At 68.6% G+C, this 20,401-nt stretch carries 8 protein-coding genes; 3 read left to right on the forward strand and 5 right to left on the reverse strand.

The genetic code is table 11. The features are described 5' to 3' along the window. Positions 1-42 precede the first annotated feature (42 nt). The 3 genes from C8C98_RS06690 (at position 43) to C8C98_RS06700 (ending at position 11,109) form a co-directional block, all read left to right on the forward strand. Positions 43-8,994, forward strand: a complete 8,952-nt coding sequence (locus tag C8C98_RS06690; protein WP_121456082.1) for a GH36-type glycosyl hydrolase domain-containing protein — start codon at positions 43-45, stop codon at positions 8,992-8,994. A 561-nt stretch (positions 8,995-9,555) separates the two neighbouring features. Continuing rightward, positions 9,556-10,215: a Crp/Fnr family transcriptional regulator gene (locus tag C8C98_RS06695; RefSeq protein ID WP_199726564.1), complete on the forward strand. Its 660-nt coding sequence runs from the start codon at positions 9,556-9,558 to the stop codon at positions 10,213-10,215. Positions 10,216-10,407: 192 nt separating this feature from the next. Next, complete coding sequence (locus tag C8C98_RS06700; protein ID WP_121453626.1) at positions 10,408-11,109, forward strand: Crp/Fnr family transcriptional regulator; 702 nt, start codon at positions 10,408-10,410, stop codon at positions 11,107-11,109. A 127-nt stretch (positions 11,110-11,236) separates the two neighbouring features. Here the strand turns inward: C8C98_RS06700 and C8C98_RS06705 are convergent, their stop codons facing one another. The 5 genes from C8C98_RS06705 to C8C98_RS06725 form a co-directional block, all read right to left on the reverse strand. After that, a complete protein-coding gene (locus C8C98_RS06705) occupies positions 11,237-11,824 on the reverse strand; it encodes a BON domain-containing protein (RefSeq protein ID WP_121453627.1) in 588 nt (195 codons plus the stop codon). Between the two features lie 212 nt (positions 11,825-12,036). Continuing rightward, positions 12,037-13,734 (reverse strand): FAD-dependent oxidoreductase, encoded by a 1,698-nt coding sequence (locus C8C98_RS06710; protein ID WP_121453628.1) that lies wholly within the window; start codon positions 13,732-13,734, stop codon positions 12,037-12,039. Positions 13,735-13,736: 2 nt separating this feature from the next. Beyond that, on the reverse strand, positions 13,737-14,729 hold the full coding sequence (locus tag C8C98_RS06715; RefSeq protein WP_121453629.1) for a two-component system response regulator: 993 nt from the start codon (positions 14,727-14,729) through the stop codon (positions 13,737-13,739). After that, on the reverse strand, positions 14,726-18,478 hold the full coding sequence (locus tag C8C98_RS06720; protein ID WP_121456084.1) for a PAS domain S-box protein: 3,753 nt from the start codon (positions 18,476-18,478) through the stop codon (positions 14,726-14,728). The genes C8C98_RS06715 and C8C98_RS06720 overlap by 4 nt, the downstream gene beginning before the upstream one ends. A gap of 238 nt (positions 18,479-18,716) precedes the next feature. Next, positions 18,717-20,288: a polyamine aminopropyltransferase gene (locus C8C98_RS06725; RefSeq protein ID WP_121453630.1), complete on the reverse strand. Its 1,572-nt coding sequence runs from the start codon at positions 20,286-20,288 to the stop codon at positions 18,717-18,719. Between the last annotated feature and the right edge of the window lie 113 nt (positions 20,289-20,401).

A 20,401-nucleotide genomic window follows, 5' to 3' on the forward strand; every position in this document is an offset into this window, starting at 1 on the left:
CTGCGCGCGCAGTGGCCCTGGGTGTCGGCCGCGATGGAGCGCATGCTGGACGCACGCGCTGGCGCAGTGCTGGAGCCGGTGCGCGCCGAGGTGTTTGGCCTGGCGCGCTTTGAGGAGCACGGTAGGCACCTGGGCAACACACACCGCGCACGCAAGGCCCCGTTTGGACGCACCACGTTCTACCCCCGGCTGCAAAGCAACATCCGCGCGCTGCGCTCGGCCCACCGCTACCTCTTTGATGCGCCCCATGAAGAGCACACCATCAGCCCCGCCGCCGAATGGCTGTTTGACAACTTCCACCTGATCGAGAGCCAGCTCAAAGAGATCCACGCCGGGCTCCCGCCGCGCTACTACCGCTCGCTGCCCGTGCTGCAAAACGCCCCGCTGGTGGGGCTGCCGCGCGTGTACGGCGTGGCTTGGTCGTTTGTGGCGCACACCGACAGCGCGTTTGACGAGCCCTTGCTGGTGCATTTTCTGAACGCCTACCAGGAGACCTGTGAACTGAGCCAGGGCGAGCTGTGGGCGCTGCCCACCACGCTGCGGGTGGTGCTGATTGAAAACCTGCGCCGCCTGGCAGAGCGGCTGGCCAGCCACAAGGCCGCGCAAGAGCTGGCCAGCCTGTGTGCGGCCCGCTGCAACGACCTCACAGTGCCCACCCTTGAAGCCGCCTGGTCCGCCATGGAACGGCGCGGCGTGGGGCCCGTGTTTTTGGTGCACTTGGCGCAAGCCATGGCGGGGCGCCGGGCAAGCCCGGCAAGTGGGGCACAGGCCACGGCAGCGCCCCAGTGGCCCGTGCAGCAGTGGCTGGCGGGTGCCGTGCCCGACTTGGCCGCGCTGCAAACCCAGCAGCAGATCAACCAGGCTGCAGACCAGCTCAGCATGGGCAACGCGGTCACGGCGCTGCGGCTCATTGGCGCGGCCGACTGGAGCGACATCGTGGGGCAGACCAGCCTGGTGCTGCGCGCCATGCTGCAGTCGCCCGTGTTTGCGGCAGAAGACGAGGCCACGCGCAACACCACGCTGCATGGCATTGAGCGCCTGTCGGCCCGCAGCCACTGCGGCGAGTCGGCCGTGGCGCAAACGTTGATAGCACACATGGGCAGCGGGGCGGGTGCGGGCGTGGATGCCGCCGCGCCCTGCGACACCCTGCACGGTGCCCAGCACAGCGCCCTCGCAGGCTACTGGCTGCAAGGGCCGGGCCGCGCCGCGCTGGAGCAGGCCCTGGGCGTGCGCCACCACGCCATCACCGCCGCTGCGCTGTGGCACGCCGCTGTGCGCACCCTGCGCGTGCCCTGGTACCTGGGCTCGCTGTTGGCGGGCACGCTGGCCCTGCTGGCCTGGTGGGTGGCACCGCTGTGGCATGCCTTTGAGGCCATGGCCCCTGGCACTTTCCCCCCGCCAGCGGCCTTCATGGGCTCGGACATGGCAGCAGGAGGCGCAGACCTGGCCTGGCTGATGGGACTGGGGAGCTTCGCTGGCGTGGCGTTGCTGCTGCTCCTGCCGGCGTCCGAGATCGTGGTGGCGGTGGTCAACCGGCTGGTGGGCGAATCCATTCGCCCCAGCTACATGCCGCGCTACCTGCTGCCTAGCGGCATACCGCCCACCGCGCGCGTGCTGGTGGCCGTGCCCGCCATGCTCAGCAGCCCCGGCGCCATTGCGCGACTGGCCCACCGCATGCACTTGCACTACCTGGCCAACCCTGAGCCGTATGCACAGTTTGCCCTGCTGAGCGACGACGTGGACGCCCCAAGCCCCACCCTGCCCGCAGACGCCGCGCTGTTGGCACAGGCCTGCGCACAGCTGCAGGCCCTGAACGCCCAACACCCCGTGCCAGCAGGCCAGCCCCCCCGCTTTGTGCTGCTGCACCGCGCCCGCACCTACAGCGCCACGCAGCAGCAATGGATGGGCTGGGAGCGCAAGCGCGGCAAGCTCGAACAACTGGTGGCCGAGCTGGCCACCGAAATGCCTGGCGCCTTCCTGCCGCTGGGGCCCCTGTCGCAACTGGCCGCAGACACGCGCTACGTGCTCACGCTCGACAGCGACACGCTACTGCCCCCAGGGCGCCTGCGCAGCCTGGTGGGCGTGGCCGAACACCCGCAAAACCAGCCCCGCCTCGACGCCAGCGGCCTGCGTGTGGTGCACGGCTACGGCATCTTGCAGCCGCGCGTGCTGGCGCCGCTGCCCGTGCAGCGCCACGCCACCCTGTGGCAGTGGCTGTTTGCCGGGCAACAGGGGCTGGACCCCTACAGCGCCATGACCTCGGACGTGTACCAGGACGTGTTTGCCGAGGGCAGCTTCACCGGCAAGGGCCTGCTGCACGTGGCCACGGTGCACGCGGTGCTGGGCGGGCGCCTGCCCGCTGACCAGGTGCTCAGCCACGACCTGCTGGAAGGCGCCCTGGCGCGCTGCGCCGTGGTGAGCGATGTCACGCTGGTCGAAGCCGAGCCCGAGCACAGCGACAGCGCCGCCGCCCGCCTGCACCGCTGGACGCGGGGCGACTGGCAGCTGTGGCCCTTTTTGCGGCAGGCCCGGCGCTGGGGCCTGTCGCCCATCCACCGCTGGAAGATGGCCGACAACCTGCGCCGCTCGCTGCTGGCCCCGGCCTCGCTGCTGCTGCTGTGGCTGTCTTTTGCGGGCGTGGGGCTGCCCCTGGCCGCCACCTTGGCCGTGGTGCTGGCGGCCCACATGGCCGCGCCGCTGATGGGCGCGCTGGCCGGCGGCGTGCCCGCCCGCTTTGGGCTGGTAGGCCTGCGCTTTGCCCACGCCGCAGGCGCCGACGTGCTGCGCGCGCTAGCCAGTGGCGTGTGGCACCTGGCGCTGCTGCCCCAGCAGGCTTGGCTGATGACCGACGCCGTGGTGCGCACGGTGCACCGCCAGGCCGCCAGTCGCTTGAACCTGCTGCAATGGACCACTGCCGAAACCGCCCAGAACAACCTGGTCACCCGCCTGGGCCCCACCGTACGCCGCCACACCCTGGCGCCATGGCTGGCCTTGGCCACTGCGGCTGTCCTGTGGGCAGGGGACCTGGCCAGCGGGCTGGGGCTTACTACTGCCGCGCACGGCGTGCCGCCCGCACTGGCGTGGCCGCTGCTGGCGCTGTGGGCCCTGGCGCCGCTATTGGTGTGGGGCGCCAACGCCGCCCGCCAACGTGGCAGCGCACAGGCGCTGACGGCGCCAGACCGCCTGCTGCTCGAAGGCGTGGCGCGCGACACCTGGCGGCTGTTTGAGCGCTGTGTGGACGCCACCAACCACCACCTGCCGCCCGACAACCTGCAAACCGCCCCCTACGAAATGCTGGCGCACCGCACCTCGCCCACCAACATCGGGCTGTACCTGCTCAGCGCCACCTGCGCCCGTGAGTTTGGCTGGATCGGCACGCAAGACCTTTTGCAGCGCCTGGAGGCCACCCTGGCCACTCTGCAAGGCATGGAACGCCACCGGGGACACTTCCTGAACTGGTACGACACCGAAACGCTGCAGCCCCTGCTGCCGCGCTATGTCTCTACCGTGGACAGCGGCAACCTCAGCGCCCACCTGATCGCCGTGGCCCAGGCCTGCAGTGCACTGGCGCAAGACCCCGTGAGCCCTTCAGGCCCCTTGAACCCGGCCGCCAGCGTGCTGGCCGTGCGTGCATCGCGGGCGCGGCTGCAGCCCTGGCTGGATTCGCTGCAGCACGGCACCCGCAGCCTGTTGCACCAAAGCGCGCTGTGCCAGTTGCTGGGCATGCCCAATGCAGAGCCCGTGCAACCAGCGTCCGACCCGACACCCGACCCCGCATCAAGCGACGCCTACAACGCCCTGCTGGCGCGCGCCCAGCAAGAGCTGCGCAGCATGGCGCTGCCGCACAACCCGGCCATCGTGCAGACGCCGCCCACGGCGCACGACGAGCTGCTGTGGCTGCTGGCAGACCACCTGGCCACACTGCAATCGGCCGAGCGCGACCGCGCCGCCGCCCAGCAGCCCGGCGGCGTGCAGATGGCCGCCCAGCGCCTGATGGCCGTGGCCGAGGCGCTGGATGCACTGGCGTGGCAGGCCGACTTCCGGTTTCTGTACCACCCACGGCGGCACCTGCTGCACATTGGCTACCGGGTGGAAGAGCAGCAACTGGACGCATCGTTCTATGACCTGCTCGCCTCCGAGTCGCGCACCACCAGCTTGCTGGCCGTGGCCAAGGGCGACGTGCCCGTGCGCCACTGGGCAGCGCTGGGCCGCCCGTTCTTTGCCAGCGGCCACCGCGCCGTGCTGCGGTCCTGGTCGGGCTCGATGTTCGAGTACCTCATGCCCACACTGGTGATGGCCGAGCCCCACCTGAGCGCGCTGGGCGAGGCGGGCCGTTCAGCCCTGCGCGAACACCGCGACTACGTGCAGGCGCAAGCCCAGGCCCACAGCGCCGAAGCCCTGCGGCACCCCGCCACAGGCGGCGCATTGCCCATGCCCTGGGGCATTTCTGAATGCGCCTACGCCGGGCGCGACCACACGCTGGCCTACCAGTACGCCCCCCAGGGCGTGCCGCGCCTGGCGCTGCGGCGTGCACCGGTGGGCGAGCTGGTGATTGCCCCCTACGCCACGGCCCTGGCCACGCAGGTGGATGCGGGCATGGCCTGCAGCAACCTGCGCACCCTGGCCGCCCTGTCGGCACGCGGGCGCTATGGCTTTTACGAAGCTCTGGACTTCACCCCCGAGCGCCAGACGCACGGCGCGCCCTACACGCTGGTGCACACCTACATGGCCCACCACCAGGGCATGACCATCGTGGCGCTGGCCAATGTGCTGCTGGGCGGGGTGGCCCAGCGCTGGGGTGTGGCGCATGCCCGCATCGAGGCCGTGTTGCCGCTACTGCAAGAGCGCGCACCGCGCGAGCTGCCCTCGCTGCGCCTGGCACCACCGCGCCTGCCGCTGCACACCCGCCAGCAAAAAACGCCCGACCATGTGCGCGCCGTGGTGCCCGGTGCGCAGGCGCTGGAGCCCACCCACCTGCTGGGCAACGGCCGCTACAGCGTGACCCTGCGCCCCAACGGCGCGGGATGGAGCCGCTGGCACCAGACCGGCATCACCCGCTGGCGTGACGACGCCCTGCGCGACGAACACGGCAGCTTCATCTATGTGCGCGCCGCAGGGGGCGTGCCAGTGTCTACCACCAGCCACCCCGCCCCCGATGCGAAAGCGGTGTACCGCAGCGTGTTCCACACCGACCGTGTGTGCTTTGACGCCCTGTGGCCCGGCCTGAAGGTGCACACCACCGTGTGGGTGAGCCCGGAGGACGACATTGAGCTGCGCCGTGTGGAGGTGAGCAACCTGGGCACCGAGACGCTGGAGCTGGAGCTGATCTCGGCGCTGGACATCACGCTGACCAGCCACGCCGCCGACGAGGCCCATCCGGCCTTCTCCAACCTCTTCATCACCGCGCACTGGCTGCCTACCGAGCGGGCTCTGCACTTTGTACGCACCCCGCGCCTGCAAACCGAAGCCACGCTGCATGCCGCCCACTTTGTGGCCCATGCCGAGGGCCAAGTGCAAGGCCTGCTCTACCAGACCGACCGCCAGCACTGGCTGGGCCGCAACCACACCCCCGACCGCCCCCTGGCGCACCTGCACCCCGTGCCCACAGATCCGAGTGAACCGAACAAGCCCACCGTGCTGGACACGGGCCTGGACCCTGTGGCAGCCCTGGGAGTGCGCCTGCGCCTGGAACCCGGCGGGCAGGCGTGCATCACGTTTGGTACGGCGGCCTCGCCCAACGCCGTGACGCTGCGCGCCATCGTGGACAAGTACCGCCAGCCCAGCTATGTGGAGCGTGCCTCGGCCATGTCGGCCACGCTGGCCAGCATCCAGTGGGCATCGCACCGCCCGCACCGCGACTACCTGCCCGCCCTGCAAGTGCTGACCACCGCCTTGGTGCTGACACTGCCCAAGGTCGATGCGCCCGGCACCCATGTGCTGGGCATGCCGCAAGCCCCTTCGCGCGTGTGCGACCGCCGCGTGCTGTGGCAGCTGGGCCTGTCGGGAGAGCGGCCGCTGGTGCTGGTCACCGCCGGGCCGCCCCAAGGCATGGGCCTGCTGCGCACCCTGGCCCAGGCCCTGCGCGAATGGGCGCACGGCGGTGTGACCTGCGACCTGGTGGTGCTCAGCAGCGAGCCCCACTCTTACCTGATGCCGCTGCAGCGCGAGCTGACACTGCTGCGCGAGCACCACGACGCCGACCTGCTGGCCCACACCGGCCCGGCGGTGACCAGCTTGCGGGTGCTGCGGCTGGATGAGTTGTCGGCCGAGCAACTGGGCACCCTGGCCAGCCTGGCGCGCATCACGTTGCAGGCTGACGGCCATGCACTCATGCACCAGGTCAAGGCCTGGGTGGCAGCGCACGGCGCAGCGCGGGGGGGCGCAGGCGGTGGCTTGGGTGCGGGTGCCAGCCTTTGGCGCGGTGGCGCCTGCGACGACGTGCCCACCCACGCAGCCCACGGGGCCGTGCCCGCGCCGGTAGGGCAGTTTGCGCCCGTCACCGGCACGTTCGGGTTTGAGGTGTCGCCGCAGCTGCGGCCCACCCGGCCCTGGGTGAATGTGCTGGCCAACCCGCACCTGGGCACCCTGGTGTCTGAAACCGGCGGGGGCAACACCTGGGCGGGCAACAGCCGCCTGAACCAGCTCACGGCCTGGTCGAACGACCCCGTGGCAGACCCCACGGCCGAGTGGCTGCTGCTGCAAGACCGCCGCACCCGCGAGGTATGGAGCCTGACGCCTTCGGCCTGGGGTGCTGGCGTGCCCTATCGCGTGGAGCACGCGCAGGGCACCACCACCATCACCCACCGCCGTGGGCCGCTGCAGGTGGTGGTGCGCTGGTGTGTGGACGCAGCCACCGCCGTCAAGCAGGTGCATGTGCAGGTGACCAACCTGGGCACGCAGCGTGCCCATTTGCGCACCGTGGCCATGGTGGAGTGGATGCTGGGCGAAAAGCGCAGCGACCGCGCCACACTGACCACCCGGCCCTTCTTTGAACAGGCCGATACCCTGGCGCAGCCCGGCGAGCGGCTGCAGGGCCTGCTGTGCACCCAGACCGAGGCGGCTGCTGGGCTGGGCGGGGGTACGGCGTTTTTCTGCGAGGCATCGGCCGGGGCAGGGGCCGAGGAACGGTCGAACGACAGCATGGACTGGACCTGCGACCGCAGCGAGTTCTGGGACGCACGCGGCCGCTTGGTGCTGCCGCTGCAACTGGGCCAGCGCAGCGGCTTTGGGTTGGACCCGTGCGCGGCGCTGTCGCGCCTGGTCACGCTGCGCCCAGGGGCCTCGTTTGCGCGGGTGTACCTGCTGGGCTATGCCGCCACCGAGGCCGCGGCCCGCGCACTGGCCCAGCAGGCCGCAGGCGTGGCCGCAGCCGCCCGCGAGCAAGCCACGCTGGCGCACTGGAACACCCTGCTGAGCGCCACCCAGGTGCGCACGCCCGACCCGCTGCTGGATGTGCTGGTCAACCGCTGGCTGCTGTACCAAACCGTGTCCTCGCGCCTGTACGCCAAGGCGGGCTTCTATCAGGCAGGCGGTGCCACGGGCTACCGCGACCAACTGCAAGACACCATGGCCTTGGTGTGGGCCCAACCGGGCCTGCTGCGCGCGCAGATCGTGCTGTGCGCTTCGCGCCAGTTTGAGGCGGGCGATGTGCAGCACTGGTGGCACGCGCCGGGCGGCGCGGGCGTGCGCACGCATTTTTCAGACGACCTGCTGTGGCTGCCCTTTGCCTGCGCGCACTACCTGCAGCACACCGCCGACAGTGCGCTGCTCAATGAGCAGGTGTCTTTTTTGCAAGGCGCCGAGATCCCCGAAGGGGCGGAGGATGTGTACGAAACCCCGCACACCAGCGGTGCCACGGCCAGCGTGTACGAGCATGCCGCCCGCGCCATCGACCACAGCTTGCGCGTGGGTGCCCATGGCCTGCCGCTGATGGGGGGCGGCGACTGGAACGACGGCATGAACCGCGTGGGCGATGGCGGGCAGGGCGAATCGGTGTGGCTGGGGTGGTTTCTGTGCACCATCACCCGCGCCTGGATTGCGCTGGCCCGCCAGCAGGGCGACTTGGCCCGCGTGCAGCGCTGGGGCGACGCCCTGGCCGGCTGGCGCGCGGCGCTGGCCACCACCGCGTGGGACGGCGACTGGTACCTGCGCGCCTTTTTTGACGACGGCACGCCCCTGGGCACGCACACCCGGGCCGAGGGGCGCATTGACCTCATTGCCCAAGCCTGGGCCGTGCTGTCTGGTGAGGCCAGCCAAGTGCGCCAGCATGGCGCCATGCAGGCCGTGCAGACACACTTGGTCAACCCGGGTGCAGGGCTGATCCAGTTGCTGGCACCGCCGCTGGTGCAGGCGCGGCCCAGTGCGGGCTATATCCAGGCCTACCCACCGGGCGTGCGCGAGAACGGCGGCCAGTACGCCCACGCGGGCGTGTGGGCGCTGATGGCCGCCGCCACACTGGGCGTGCAAGACCCCCGCAATGCCGAGGCAGCCCAGGTGCCCTACCGGTACTTCACCTACCTGAGCCCCGCCCACCGTGCGCGGCACCCGGTGTGGGGCGCGCAGTACGGGGTGGAGCCCTATGTCATGGCGGCAGACGTCTACAGCCAGCCACCGTACGTGGGGCGCGGCGGCTGGAGCTGGTACACCGGCGCTGCGGGTTGGCTGCACCGGGCGGCGGTGGAGTCCATCCTGGGCCTGCAGATGAGCGCACACGAGCTGTTTGTGGCGCCCTGCATGCCGCACGACTGGCCGGGTGCCGAAATCACCCTGGTGCGCGGCCAGCACACCCTGCGGCTGGTGCTGGTGAGGGTCTCATCGACCATGGCGCTGTACCTGCTGCCGCCCAACGCCCCCGCAGGCGCCCGCCTGCTGCAGGCCGGCGAGCCGCTGCGCTGGGCAGACCTGCCGGGCAGTGCGTGCTTTGTGATCCCTCTGTATGCCCCGGCGATGGCCAACGCGCAGGATGAGTCCCTGGGCTCCGTTACATCCCTCTAATTCCATTTCCACATCATTCCGGACTAGGCGCGAAGCCGCAGACAGTGCTGAAGCACGGCAAGGCGAAGCAACAACGTCAGGGGTGTTTTAGAAATGGAATCACCTGGCACCGGACCCCAGCCCGCGCCCCCTCGGGTGGACAAGGCGGGGTCGTTTCCGGCCTAGGAGCCTCTGCAAGGGATGTCCTGCATAACCCTCGCGAGGCGGTGATAGTGCGGGTCGGGATGGGCCACAAGGCGTCTTTTTGCAGCCAATAGCCGTGCTATTGGCAAGAAAAGCAACGCAGTGGACCGCCCGAAGCCGTGCATCACAGTCCGCAGGGAGTTATGCAGGACATCCCAAGGTCTTTTCGCGGCAGGCCTACCCTATGTGCGGTACCGTACAGACTGTGCGCGGCCCGGCATCGCACACTGGACTTTGCGCAATGTGGCGGCAGCCAGGGAGGGGTGCCGCCCCTGTGGCGTACCGCCACGCCATCTCACGACGACGAAGGGGTCCGCTATTCACACCACCGATTCCCCCCTGAACAACCAGCTGCTGGCCGCGCTGCCCGCAGCCGATATGCAGCGCTGGTTGCCGCTGCTGGAGCCTGTGGACCTGTCGCTCGGGCTGGTGCTGTACGAATCCGGCGCTCACATGCCCTATGTGTACTTTCCCACCAGTGCCATCGTGTCGCTGCTGTATGTGCTGGAAAGCGGCGCATCGGCAGAGATTGCCGTGGTGGGCTATGAGGGCGTAGTGGGCGTGTCGATCTTCATGGGCGGCGGCTCCACCCCCAGCCGAGCCGTGGTGCAAAGCGCCGGGCGGGGCTACCGGCTCAGCGCCCAGGCCATCAAGGCAGAGTTTGAGCGCTCGGGCCCTGTCATGCACCTGATGCTGCGCTACACCCAGGCCCTCATCACCCAGATGGCGCAAACCGCCGTATGCAACCGCCACCACTCGCTGGACCAGCAACTGTGCCGCTGGCTGCTGCTGAGCCTGGACCGGCTGCAAGGCAACCAGCTGGTGATGACGCAAGAGCTGATCGCCAACATGCTGGGTGTGCGCCGCGAAGGGGTGACCGAAGCTGCCATGAAGCTACAAAAGGCTGGCCTCATCAGCTACGCCCGGGGGCATATCAACGTGCGCGACCGCCCCGGTCTGGAAGCACGCACCTGCGAGTGCTACGAGGTGGTGAAAAAAGAGTACGACCGGCTGCTGCCCAAGGGTGTCGCCAGCTAACTCATTGCCTGCTGCTCTGTGTTCGGTATCAGACAGTCACGCCCCCCACAAGCGCCCACACTGAGCGCAGACCAGCACGGGGTGCTGCCATGCAACGATGCCATTGCGGCATTGCGAAACGGGCAGTCCACCGCGCAGTCTTCAGGCTGCGGCCCCTTCGGACTGCGCTGATTCCTTTGTGAAGCGCACTGCATGCACCGCCCTGAAAACAAACTCCTTCGCCAACTGCCGCAGGCAGCACGCCAACAACTGCTGGGCCACTGCGAGATGTGCGAGCTGCCACTGTCCACCGAGCTGAGTGTGCGCGGGCAGCCGCTGCGCCATGCTTACTTTCCCACCGAGGGCTTTTTGTCGCTGGTGATCGATGTGGACAGCCACCCCGCGCTGGAGGTCGGCATGCTGGGGGCCGAAAGCATGCTGGGCTCTGAACTGGTGCTGGGGTTGGCCGCCACACCCTGGCGGGCGCTGGTGCAAGGCGCGGGCGCCGGCTGGCGCATTGAGGCCACTGACCTGCGCGCGCAATGCGATGCCCTGCCCACCCTGCAAAAGCTGCTGCAGGCCTGCCTGCTGGTGCGGCTGCACCAGCAAACGCTGGCCGCTGCGTGCCAGCGCTACCACCTGATCGCACCGCGCCTGGCCCGCTGGCTGCTGATGAGCCAGGACCGCTCGCGCACCGAGACTTTTCACCTCACGCAAGAATTCATGGCCCTGATGCTGGGTGTGCGCCGCGTGGGGGTGACGGAGGCCGCCAGCCTGTTCCAGGACAGCGGGCTGATCTCGTACCACCGGGGTGAACTGACCGTGCTCAACCGCAAGGCGCTGGAGGCCGAGGCTTGCAGTTGCTATGCGGCAGACAAGGCCATCTATCAGCGCCTGATGCACATGGGTGCGTAGGCGCTGGAGGGGATGGCGAACTGAACACGTTGAATGGGAAGGGACGCGATGAGGAAGGGCTTGCAGGAGACACAGGATGGAAAGGGCCAATGCCTCCCCCTTGCCCCTTGCAGCCTCTTCTTCACACTCAAGGCTTGATGAGCAACTCGTCCTGGATGCTGCCGATGCCCAAGACGCGGTAGGCCAAGGCCCTCATGGGCGAAACCGTGGGGCTGTACGACCGACCGCCAGCGTCGTCTGCAGCCAACGGGCTGCTGAGTGCGGGGAAGTCGTCGGGGGTGGCCTGCTCGGCCTCTACCCCTTCATCGTGCCTGCCATAGTCCATCGCGGCGTAGGCGACGCCCGGAACGAAGATGAAACTGCTCACCTTGTGCACGCCGCGCACGCTTTGGGCCACAAACACGGCCAGGTCGCGCTGGGTGGCATCGTCCACCCGCCCGCTGAGCAAGACCACGCCCTGGCGCGCATCCACGCCAATGTAGGCGCTGTTTTGCACGGGCGAGAGCAGCAGCGCCGCTTTCACACGCGAGGTAAGCACGCCGTCTTCCAGGTAGGCACCCGCCTGCGGGCTGACGGGCGCCCAGGCAGTGGCGGTGTCCACACGCTGGCAGCCCTGCAGGGCCAGCAAGGCCAGCACGCCACCGCAAAGGGCGGCTGAACCGACCTGCCCGCGCGAGCGGCGAAGGCGTTGGACATGGGGTATTTGGCGGCGCATGGAAATGACCCTCAGAAGGTGAAAGCCACCGAGCAGCAGCCTCTGCAGCCACTGTCTCACGCGGGGGCACCGCCGTCTGTTCGCAGGCGCACCATAGGTGCGTGCTACGCCAGTGGAGCACCGGCATCGCCACAGGGAAGTTACAAACAAATTGCTATATTTTTAATAGCCTTCAGCGCTTCATTAACAAGCGCTAGAGGGCTATTTCATCGCTAACCCCACAGCCCCGCCGCGTGCCCCCGCGTAAAAGCCTCTTCAAACACCGAGTAGCCCGACCAGTCGCTGTGCGCAAAGGCCAGCCGCGCGGTGGCTGGGGTGGGGATGGGGCGCTGGCGCTCTCCATTCAATAGCAGTTTGCGCTTGCTCTGTGCGCCCTGCAACCCGATTTGGCTTAAAAACTGCTGCCCGCCCGGCACAGGGATGGACATGGCGTGTCCGTAGCGGGTGACCTGCACGCGGGTGGCGCGCTGCAGCAGGTCGGGGTGCGGCCCGGCCAGCGATGACAGGGCCGCCCTGCCCCAGTGTTCGGCGCTGTGGGTGGCCAGTTGCTGGCGCGCATCGGGCACATCGCCCAGGGCCTGGTAGTAGGTGAGCACGGTGGCGCCGGGGCGGGGGTCGAGCTTTTGGTGTGTGGCATCCACATAGCCCAGGCCACCGGGGTTGGTGTCGCCGTAGATGACGTTGTCCCACGCCGGGGCGGCGCCTGGGCGGTCGGTCAGTGCCGTGCCCAGGTGGATGTTGGCCACCAGCCAGGGCGCCCACTGCAGGCGCTGGGCCGCTTGGGCCAAGAACGCTGGCGGGTTTTGCACCACGCGGGCGGCCACAAACACGGGCAGCGCCACAACGCAGCGCGGCGCCTGCCAGCGCTCCACGTTGCCGGTTTGGTGGTTGTAGGCGTCCACCTCCACGCCGCGCCGGGTTTCGGCAATGCGCAGCACGCTGGTGGCGGTGCGCAACTGGCCCGCGGCCTTCAGCGGTGCCATGAGCTGCTGGGTGAGCCAGCCGTTGCCCTCGGGCCAGGTGAGCACGCCTTCGCGGTCTTCGGCCACGGCCTCGCCGGGCGCGTGAAAGCCGTGGCGGCTGGCAAAGTAGTGCAGCCCGGCCCAGGCCGATACGCGGGCGATGCCTGCACCGTAGTCGTCGCGGCAGCAGTAGTCCAGGTACCAGCGCAGGTGCGCGTCGTCCAGGCCCTGCTGCTGCAACCATGCTTCAAACGTTATAGCATCCAGCGCTTGATGGGCGGGCGCCAGGCCGGTTTTTGGGTTCAATGCTGCAAACAGCGGCATGGTGAAGCGGGCGGCGCGGCTGGCGGCGTCTACCGCCTGGGCAAAGCGGCGGTATTGGGCCAGGGTGGATTCGCCCACGCCTTGCACGGGCAGCAGGCCTTCTTGCCACTCGTGCTCAAAGTACAGGCGCTCTTGCGGGCTGTGGCACAGGTGGCGGCCACCCTCGCCGCCGTATTCCCAGCGCCCGGCCACGCGCTGGCGCAGGCCCAGTTCTTCGAGCAGGTCTTGCACCTCGGGCGCGTGGTCGCCGGGCACGGGCAGGTAGTGCGCGCCCAGGGGGCAGGCCACACCGTTCACGGCACCGGCCCGGCTGTTGCCGCCTGCGGTGTCTTCCAACTCCAGCAGGGCAAAGTCGTGCACCCCGGCCAGGCGCAGGCTGCGCGCGGCGGCCAGCCCCGCCACACCGCCCCCGGCGATGATGACCTGGGCACGGCGCACCACGGCAGGCTCTGGCAAGGTGCCCTGGGCCAACAGGTCGCGCAGTGTGTGGCCGCGCTCCATGTCGATGCCTGCAAAGGCGTATTCGAGCGCAGGCGGCGGGCTCTGGCAGCCGCTGAGCAGCGAGGCCGCAGACAGACTGGCCACCGAGGCGGCGGCCCCGGTCACAAAGTGGCGTCTTTGCATGGTCAGTCGGCCCACCGGGCGCGGATGTCTAGCAACTGGGGCAACAGCGGGATGAACAGCGCCACCAGGGCCGGGTCAAAGTGCTTGCCCGCCTGGGCGGTGATGTGGTCCATGGCCTCTTGCACGGGCCAGGGCGCTTTGTAGGGGCGGCGGGTGGTGAGGGCGTCGAACACGTCGGCCACGGCCACGATGCGGGCGGACAGCGGGATCGCCTCGCCCGCCAGCCCACCGGGGTAGCCGCTGCCGTCCCACTTCTCATGGTGGGCCAGGGCGATCTCGCGGGCCAGGTGCAGCACGCCCGAGGGGTGGTGGCCAATGATCTCGGCGCCGATCTCGGGGTGACGGCGCATGGTGTCCCACTCGCTAGCGTCCAGCGGGCCGGGCTTGCGCAGCACGGCGTCGGGGATGCCGATCTTGCCCACATCGTGCATGGGCGCCGCATTGAGCAGGTCTTCGGCCCAGGCGGGGCTGCAGCCCGCCGCCAGCGCCAGCAACTGGGCAAAGTGGCTCATGCGGATGACGTGCAGGCCGGTCTCGTTGTCCTTGTACTCGGCCGCGCGGCCCAGGCGTTGCACGATCTGCAGGCGGGTCTGGCGCAGCTCGTCCATGCGCACCAGCGACAAGTGTGTGCGCACCCGTGCGCGCACCACGGGCGGGCTGACGGGCTTGGTGATGTAGTCCACCGCGCCTGCATCAAAACCGGCCGTTTCGTCCTGGCTGTCGCTGAGCGCGGTGATGAAGATCACGGGAATGTGGGCAGTGGCAGCGTCGGCCTTGAGGGCGCGGCACACGGCGTAGCCGTCCATGTTCGGCATCATGATGTCCAGCAGCACCAGGCCGGGCTGCTGCTCGCGCGCCACCTGCAGTGCGCGCTCGCCTTCGGTGGCAAACAGCAGGCGATAGTCGGCTTGCAAAACGTGGCGCAGTACCTGCAGGTTGGTGGGCTCATCGTCCACCAGCAGCAGGCGGGGGCGCTGGTCTGGGGCCTGTTTCATGCGGGGGTCTCCGTGGGCTCGTCGATCCAGTGGGTGCGCAGCTGCTGCAGCTGCACCAGCGCCTGGTCGAAGTCAAAAGTATCGATTGCTTCCTGCAGTCGCTCCATGGCGTCACCGGGCAGCAGCTGCGCCAGCAAGTCCAAAGGCGGCTGGGCCAGCTCAGAGCGTGCCAGCCCCTGTGCCAGGGCCTGCGCCGCCGCCAGGGCCTGTGCGCGCTGCGCAGGCGCCAGCGGTGCGTGCTGGCCCACGCCGGGGGCAGGTGCTGCGGCTGCGTCGGCCTCGCTGGCCAGGGCCTGCTGCACGGCCAGCAGGGCGGCGGGCAGTGCGGCCACCAACGGGACCAAGGCGGTGCGGTCCATCGCACGCGCGGCTTCTTCGATGCGCCGGGCCAGGGTTTGCAGGGGCATCAGCGCCAGGTTGGCCGCCGCCCCGCGCAGGCGGTGGGCCAGGGCGCGCGCGCTGTCCAGGTCGCGTTGGGCCACCAGGGTCTGCAGTGTTGCGGGGGTGGCCTCGTGCTCGCCCACCAGGCGCGCAATGGCATCGCGCAGCAGCGCGCGCTGGCCCCACAGCTGGGTGCCGCGCTCCCAGTCGATCACGCCCTGCGCCTGAGGGGCTGGCACCACCGCTGGGCTGCTGAGCGCAGCCGCTGCAGTGAGTGCGCCCCAGTCCGAGGCCGCATCGGGCTGCAGGTTGAGCACCCGTGCGATCTCGCGGAACAGCCGTGCAGGCTCCAGGGGCTTGCTAGCAAAGCCGTCCATGCCCGCAGCGCGGGCGTTACGGCGGTCTTGCTCCAGCACGCTGGCCGACAAGGCAATCACCGGCACGGGCTTGCGGCGCTGCGCCTGTTCAAACGCGCGGATGCGGCGCGTGGCCTCCAGGCCGTCCATGCCGGGCATTTGCAGGTCCATCAGCACCACATCAAAGCGCCCCTGTGCGTACGCCTGCACGGCCTCCTCGCCGTCGCGCGCGACGGTGACCTGGTGGCGGCCACGGTCCAGCTGGATTTGCAGCAGCTCGATGTTGGCGGGCACATCGTCCACGGCCAGCACGCGCAGCGGGGGCAGTTGTGCTGCGTGGCTGGGGGTGGCCACGGCCTCGGTGGCCTGGCCGATGGGCAGGGGTAGGCGCACGGTGAACGTGGTGCCCACCCCCAGGGTACTGCGCACGCCGATGGTGCCGCCCATCAACTCGACGAGTTGGCGGGAAATGGTGGTGCCCAGGCCTGTGCCACCAAACTGGCGGGTGGTGGACGCATCGGCCTGCGCAAAGGGGTCGAAGATGCGGTCCAGGTGCTGGGCTGCGATGCCAATGCCGGTGTCCTCCACCTCCATCACCAGCGAGCCGTCCTGGTAGTCCAGCCGCAGCAACACATGCCCTTGCTGGGTGAACTTGAGCGCGTTGCCCAGCAGGTTCAGCAGCACCTGCTGCAGCCGCAGCGCATCGCCGCGCAGGTAGGTAGGCACCTGCTCGGTGGCCAGGCATTGCAGCTCCAGCAGCTTCTTGGCGGCGTGGATGCGCAGCGAAGCCAGGATCTGCTCACACACTTCCAGCAGCGAGAAGTCGGCAATCTCCAGCTCTACCGCGCCTTTTTCGAGCTTCGCGGTGTCCAAAATATCGTTGAGCAGGCGCAGCATGGAACGCGCCGAATGCTGCACCGTGCCCAGGTGGCGGCGCTGCTGGGGTTCCATGGGGGTGTCGAGCAGCGCTTCGGTGAAGCCGATGATGGCGTTCATGGGCGTGCGGATTTCGTGGCTCATGTTGGCCAGGAAGGTACTGCGCGCGGCAGCGGCCTGCTCGGCGCGGTCCTTGGCGGCGCGCAGCTCTTGCTCCATGGCGCGGCGCTCGCTCAGGTCGGTGGCAAATTTCACCACCTTGAAGGGCTGGCCCTGCGCATCAAAGATGGGGTTATAGGTGGCCTGGATCCAGATGCGCTGACCGTCTTTGCCCAGGCGCAGGTACTCGCCGCCGTCCAGTTTGCCATCGCGCAGTTGCTGCCAGAACTCGTCGTAGGCGGCGCTTTGCGCATAAGCGCTCTCGCAGAACATGCGGTGGTGCAGGCCGACGATTTCATCCAACCGGTAGCCCATGAGTTCGCGAAAATTGGCATTGGCCGTGAGCACGTTGCCCTGCAGGTCAAACTCGGCCACCGCCAGGGCGCGGTCAATGGCGCGCACGGTGCTTTCAAACTCGGCGTTGCGCTCTTTGAAGACCGTCATGTCCATGATGACGCCGTCGATCCACTGCACCTGGCCATCGTCGCCCACCACGGGGCGTCCGCTTTCAGACACCGAGCGCACGCGGCCCTGGCGGTCCAGCAGGCGGAATTCAACGTGGTAAGGCCGACACTGAGCGACGGCGGACGACACCTCTTCCCACAGGCGGGGCACTTCTTCGGGCAAGGTGAGCTGCGTAAAGTTGACGCGGCCCTCCAAAAAATCCTGCGGTTGCCAGCCCGTCAGGGCCGTCACGGCATCGCTGACGAACAGCATGGTCCAGTCCGCGTCGTAACTGCAGCGAAACGTCACCCCGGGGATGTTGCCCATCAAGGAGCGCAGGCGCTGTTCGCTGCGTTGCAGCTCTTGCTCCATGGCGCGGCGCTGGCTCAGATCGCCGATGAAGCCCACAAACACCGGATCACCATCGAGCCGAACGCGCCCCACCGACAGGCGAATGGGCACGGTGCTGCCATCGCGCCGCAGGGCCTGCACCTCGCGGCTGCTGGAGCCCACAATGCTGCCGCCCTGGCCGCTGAGATAGCGCTGCAGGTACCCATCGTGGCGCGAGCGGTCGGGCTCGGGCATGAGCATGGACACGTTCTGACCCACCACTTCGCTGGCGTGCCAGCCCAGAATGCGCTCGGCCGCCGCGTTGAACGACTGCACCAGCCCCCGGGCGTCGATCATCACGATGCCATCTGCTGCCGTGTCGGCAATGGCCCGCAGGCGCGATTCGCTCTGGCGCACCTTCATGAACATCTGGCGGTAGCGCAGACCGGCATTGACCGCGGCCACCAGCAACCCGATCACCACCGCCACCCCGGCTATTCCTAACGCCAAGGGCGTGCCATCGGCAGCGGCCAGCAGCTCCAGTTCGTCGGGTTCATCAATGAAGCGCAGCGCAGCCATGCCGGTGTAGTGCATGCCTGCAATCGCCAGGCCCATCACCGCGCCAGCCGCCCAGTCCAGGCGCTGCCTGCGCCAGCGCACCACGCGCTCCAGTCCAAAGCGTACCCACAGCGCCACGATGGCCAGCAGCACCGCCACCAGCACCGACGCGGCAAAGCCCCAGGGGTCGTAGCGCATGACGGAGGCCCACTGCGATGCCGCCATGCCGATGTAATGCATGGCCCCAATGCCCGCACCCACAAACACCCCACCCACCACCAGCGCCAGGCGGCCAATCTCACGGCGCATCAACAGCCCCAGCGCCACCCACGAGGCCAGCACGCTGGGCAACATGGACAGCACCGTGGTGACGGCGTCAAACCGGCCCCGCGCGCACACCGCAAAGGCCAGCATGCCAATGAAGTGCATGGACCAGATGCCCCCGCCCAGCGCCAGTGCCCCCGAGCCCCGCGCCAGTTGTCGCGTGAGCCCCACATCGGCCTGGCGCGCCAGGGCGGCCATCTGCAGCGCCAGCACCGAGGCCAGCATCGCCATCACCACCGACAGCGCCACCAGCCAGGGGTTGTGCTGCGCCCACAGCATGGGGTAGACCTGCGCGTTGCTGATGAAAAATTGGTCCAGCATGGAATCCACCTGTGTGATCGGAGCCTGGTGCGGTGAACAAAACCCAGCAAAGCAGAGCGGCACCCTGCCGCCAGGGGCGTTTTGTGAACCGCGCCCAAGGCGCTTGTTTCCAGCGGTTACCGCCTGTTTTTTGGCATGGTAGCGGCAATACGGGCCGCGCATCGCCAAAGCCTGAGCGACGCCCCTAGAACCCCATGGGGCCACGGCACGTGCTCCCCGCCGCGCCCAGCCGCGGGGCTCAGTGCGCCACCACCTTGCCCCATTCGCGCTCGTAGGTGTGCACCAGCACCTGGTTGGACAGGCGGTTGACCTCGGCAGGCACCCGCGCCATGTCCAGCGGAAAGTCAAACAGCAGCGGCAGCGTTTGCGGGCTCAGGAACTGCAAGCCACCGGGCAGCGCATCGGGCATGCGCCAGGGGCGGCGGCTGGCCAGCACGTAGCCCCACTCGCCAAAGCTGGGCACATGGGCGTGGTAAGGGGCTGTGCGCAAGCCCACCGATTCGATGGTGCCCACCACCGTCCAAAAACTCTGGCGCGCCACCAGGGGCGAGGTGGTTTGCACCACGGCGTAGCCGCTGGCCGACAAGCGTTTGTCCAGCAGCGAATAGAAGCTGTTGGTGTATAGCTTGCCGATGGAGAAGTTGGTCGGGTCCGGGAAGTCCACCACGATGACGTCAAAAGTGTCTTCCCCTTGTTGCAGCCACTGGAAGGCGTCGGTGTTGACGATGTGCACCTTGGGGTTCTTCAGCGCGCCGCCGTTCAGCCGCGCCAGTGTGGGGTGCTCGGTGAAGGTGCGGGTCATGGCCGGGTCCAGCTCCACCAGCGTGACGGATTCGACCGAGGGGTATTTGAGAATTTCGCGCACCGCCATGCCGTCCCCGCCGCCCAGCACGGCCACGCGCTTCGGACGGCCGTGCGCCGCCATGGCCGGGTGCACCAGGGCCTCGTGGTAGCGGTACTCGTCACGCTCGGCAAACTGCAGGTTGCCGTTGAGGAACAACCGGTGCCCGGCCTTGCCGTGGGTGACCACGATGCGCTGGTAGGGCGATGCGGTGCTGAACACCACGCGGTCCTGGTAGAACTTGTCTTCGGCCAGGGTGGTGATGTGGTCGGCCCCGGCAAAGCCCGCCAGCAGCGCCAGCAGCACCATCACGCAGGCCACCGCATGCGCCCGCAGGCGGCGCAGCTCCGCGCGAAACAGCCACACCGCCCACAGCGCCACCGCCGCGTTCATCAGCCCAAACAGCAGCCCCGTGCGAATAAGCCCCAGGTGCGGCACCAGCAGCAGCGGAAAGGCCATGGACACGGCCAGCGCGCCCAGGTAATCAAACGTGAGCACCTGCGACACCAGGTCCTTGAGGGCGGTGTTGCGCTTGAGGATGCGCATGACCAGCGGAATCTCCAGCCCCACCAGCGTGCCCACCATGAGCACCATGCCGTACAGCAAAAACCGAAAGGCCCCCGGCGCATACGCATTGGCCAGAAACAGCGTGGCAGGCAGCGCCCCGCCAATCAACGCCACCAGCAGCTCAATGCGCAAAAAATGCGCGGGCAGCTGCCGATCAAAGTACCGCGACAGCCACGACCCCACGCCCATGGCAAACAGGTAGGTGCCGATGATGGTAGAGAACTGCAGCACCGAATCGCCCAGCACATACGACGCCAGCGCCCCCGCCGCCAGCTCGTAAAGCAGGCCACAGGCCGCCACCACGAAGACGCTGATGAGCAGGGCAACGTCGATGGGGCGGGGGCCTGGGGTGGGCCGTTCAGGCGCTGCGGCGCCCGGCGCTGGGTGTGAGGTGGAAGACATGGGAGAAAGACCAGGCAATGCCCTGACAAATCAACCCGGTATTGTGGGGGTGAATGCCCTGGCCTCTGCCCGCCAAACCCCGACAGCAACGGGCAGTATGGCGTCCACGCTAC

Source organism: Acidovorax sp. 106 (genome assembly GCF_003663825.1).
Taxonomy (GTDB): domain Bacteria; phylum Pseudomonadota; class Gammaproteobacteria; order Burkholderiales; family Burkholderiaceae_C; genus Acidovorax.

Excerpts from the sequence above, each read along its gene's own strand:
- C8C98_RS06690 (WP_121456082.1), top strand. The coding sequence starts at position 43 with ATGCTGGACGCACGCGCTGGCGCAGTGCTGGAGCCGGTGCGCGCCGAG.
- C8C98_RS06695 (WP_199726564.1), top strand. The coding sequence starts at position 9,556 with ATGCAGCGCTGGTTGCCGCTGCTGGAGCCTGTGGACCTGTCGCTCGGG.
- C8C98_RS06700 (WP_121453626.1), top strand. The coding sequence starts at position 10,408 with ATGCACCGCCCTGAAAACAAACTCCTTCGCCAACTGCCGCAGGCAGCA.
- C8C98_RS06705 (WP_121453627.1), bottom strand. The coding sequence starts at position 11,824 with ATGCGCCGCCAAATACCCCATGTCCAACGCCTTCGCCGCTCGCGCGGG.
- C8C98_RS06710 (WP_121453628.1), bottom strand. The coding sequence starts at position 13,734 with ATGCAAAGACGCCACTTTGTGACCGGGGCCGCCGCCTCGGTGGCCAGT.
- C8C98_RS06715 (WP_121453629.1), bottom strand. The coding sequence starts at position 14,729 with ATGAAACAGGCCCCAGACCAGCGCCCCCGCCTGCTGCTGGTGGACGAT.
- C8C98_RS06720 (WP_121456084.1), bottom strand. The coding sequence starts at position 18,478 with ATGCTGGACCAATTTTTCATCAGCAACGCGCAGGTCTACCCCATGCTG.
- C8C98_RS06725 (WP_121453630.1), bottom strand. The coding sequence starts at position 20,288 with ATGTCTTCCACCTCACACCCAGCGCCGGGCGCCGCAGCGCCTGAACGG.